The sequence below is a fragment of the Endozoicomonas sp. ONNA1 genome (assembly GCF_024606325.1).
Lineage (GTDB): Bacteria > Pseudomonadota > Gammaproteobacteria > Pseudomonadales > Endozoicomonadaceae > Endozoicomonas_A.
In genome coordinates, this window is the sequence record NZ_JAHHPN010000100.1 from 1 (window position 1) to 2,067 (window position 2,067).

4 protein-coding genes are annotated in these 2,067 nt (G+C 46.2%); all 4 read right to left on the minus strand.

All coding sequences use genetic code 11. The features are described from left to right. Window positions 1-161: 161 nt before the first annotated feature. Window positions 162-524 carry a type-F conjugative transfer system secretin TraK gene (locus tag KDK19_RS02250; protein ID WP_257279630.1) on the minus strand — a complete coding sequence of 121 codons (363 nt, stop codon included), beginning with the start codon at window positions 522-524 and terminating at the stop codon, window positions 162-164. Window positions 525-546: 22 nt separating this feature from the next. After that, the gene (locus tag KDK19_RS02255; RefSeq protein ID WP_257276173.1) at window positions 547-1,047 is read right to left on the minus strand and encodes a YgjV family protein; all 501 of its coding nucleotides are present in this window, start codon (window positions 1,045-1,047) and stop codon (window positions 547-549) included. Window positions 1,048-1,230: 183 nt separating this feature from the next. After that, complete coding sequence (locus KDK19_RS02260; RefSeq protein ID WP_257279629.1) at window positions 1,231-1,731, minus strand: type IV conjugative transfer system protein TraE; 501 nt, start codon at window positions 1,729-1,731, stop codon at window positions 1,231-1,233. A gap of 50 nt (window positions 1,732-1,781) precedes the next feature. After that, on the minus strand, window positions 1,782-2,067 hold a 286-nt coding region (gene traL, locus KDK19_RS02265), incomplete at its 5' end, for a type IV conjugative transfer system protein TraL (protein WP_257291262.1).

The window sequence follows — 2,067 nt, forward strand, 5'->3', positions numbered from 1 at the left end:
CAAACATCAGGCCGTCCTGCTCGCAATGCTGAATATCGGATTGATGCAACATGCTCAGTTCATAACCTTCCGGTATCTGTCCCCTCACCAGCGCAGCAAGCACTTCCGTGATAGCCTGCTGATAGTCCGAGGTTTCTTCGAATCGTTTTGCTAATGCCCTGTTATGGCTGATTTTTTTGCTGCCATTGTTTTGATAGTGACAGCTGAATTTCTTTGGGAGGAACATCCAGTGGTGTTACCAGCAAAGAAAGGGCATGAGACTCATTATCATGAGGGGTGATGTACACGACAAAAGGTTTTTCTTGCTGCGAAGAGAGATAAATCACTGAACCTTCAATCCGAATATCAGCCTGATCAATGGTTCGAATCTGGGGAGCCGCAAAAGGCGTGACAATTCGATTCAGGTGTAGACGACTCAGGGTTACGGGTTGCTGCTGACCCGGTGATACCTGCAACTTGACTGGTGCAGCTGCCAGAGTCAATGAACAATACAAACAGACGGAAACAACATGCGTTTTGTTCATAAAGGAATCTCTCAATAAATGACTACATAGCACGTCTTGAAATGAACATTTTAGATATCGTATACAAGTTGACAATAATAAATGTCGTCTCCATCAATGTCCCGCCAATAGAACCTAGCAGCAAATTATTTGTCAGCCAACAGAATGAATTAAACAAGACAAGTAGACGCAATTTTATTCCATCAACCTGAAATAAACCCCAGGTTACTAAAGATGCACCAAAAATGGTTAGCAATTCATAGCTATGTTGTAAACTGGGTAAACCCATAAGCCATAATAACGAAATAAAGAACCACATGACTTTATTTGATTTCGTTCTGGTTGAAGCATAACTTCTTGCCGCACTGATCCCACAGCCAAACGCGGCCGTGAATGCACCCATCATAATAAAGTGAATACATAACAGGATTTGAAATACGGTCAGGTGTAGTCGAAAACGCCGGCCGTTTTGATGAAGGAATGCACTTGCTCCGACAATAAAGGCAAACAGCCCGACACCCTGGGCAAAATTAATTTCTAACATGACAAGTCTTTACGATGATCTCTTAGGGTTAATCGTGTGACGGAACCAACTTGGATAGATACTGACAGCACAATGTTGGGCTTGATAAAGTTGGTATTGGCCAATGTTGGACATATTTAACTGCCGGGGCCATTGAGGCTTGAGCAAGGACGATGGTATCGTCGGAAATCTCATAAGGAAAGGTTACTTGAGATCAGATTCAATCTGAATGACAGCAAGCACAGGGCGATAATGGATCAGACTGAACTGAAAGGTAAAGGTTTTCTGCCCATACAGGCGTTGATGGCCCGATGAGAGAGCACTGTTTCCCGTCACTCTGACCTCATGAGTGTTTTCATCAAATTCAAGCTGCAATGGCTCAAAGCTCAGCGAAACATGGTCTTCCCGTAACTGGTGGAACTGCCGATTCAATGTTTCATGGACTTGCCGGTGCAGATTGGGTGAAAGCAGACTTTGCAGCCTGGATTCAACAAACGACAGATTCTGCGGATTGAGGTTGCCCAGTAATTCAGCCAGAGACAGTCCCCACCATTCGTAATAGATCTGCGAAGCCTCACCGGAGTGAATGACGATCTGCCCATCCATCAATGGCAAAGTCAGCTCAACAGCCGGTTTGCGACTGAGGCATTGGAAAAGCAGTAGTGCATTCGTCAGCACCAGTACCAGCAGCATCAGCCTGTCCACACAGAGCTGCTGACGCCATTGCTTCAAACGTCGCAGATAGTCTTGAATGGTCATTTTCGGGAAGGGTAAAAGACCCGAACATAAGGGTTGGGCAAGGTTCTGGCTTTCACAAAATAAAAGCCCAGCCAGTAAAGCCGGTGGCTCAGGTGGCCGTCAGGGTGACGATCCCGAAATCGTCGATAGACACGAATTGCTATCCAGCCCAGAAACATGCCCAGAAGCAGCTGGTCAAACCAGATACCCCAGATCAGACCCACGGCTACGGGGTAGATTTCATCCAGAGACCAGAACAGGAACTGGATGGGGTCGTTGATGGTGCGGGGGATTTCCATGATG

Coding starts and splice junctions, on each gene's coding strand:
- KDK19_RS02250 (WP_257279630.1), bottom strand. CDS start 524: ATGAACAAAACGCATGTTGTTTCCGTCTGTTTGTATTGTTCATTGACT.
- KDK19_RS02255 (WP_257276173.1), bottom strand. CDS start 1,047: ATGTTAGAAATTAATTTTGCCCAGGGTGTCGGGCTGTTTGCCTTTATT.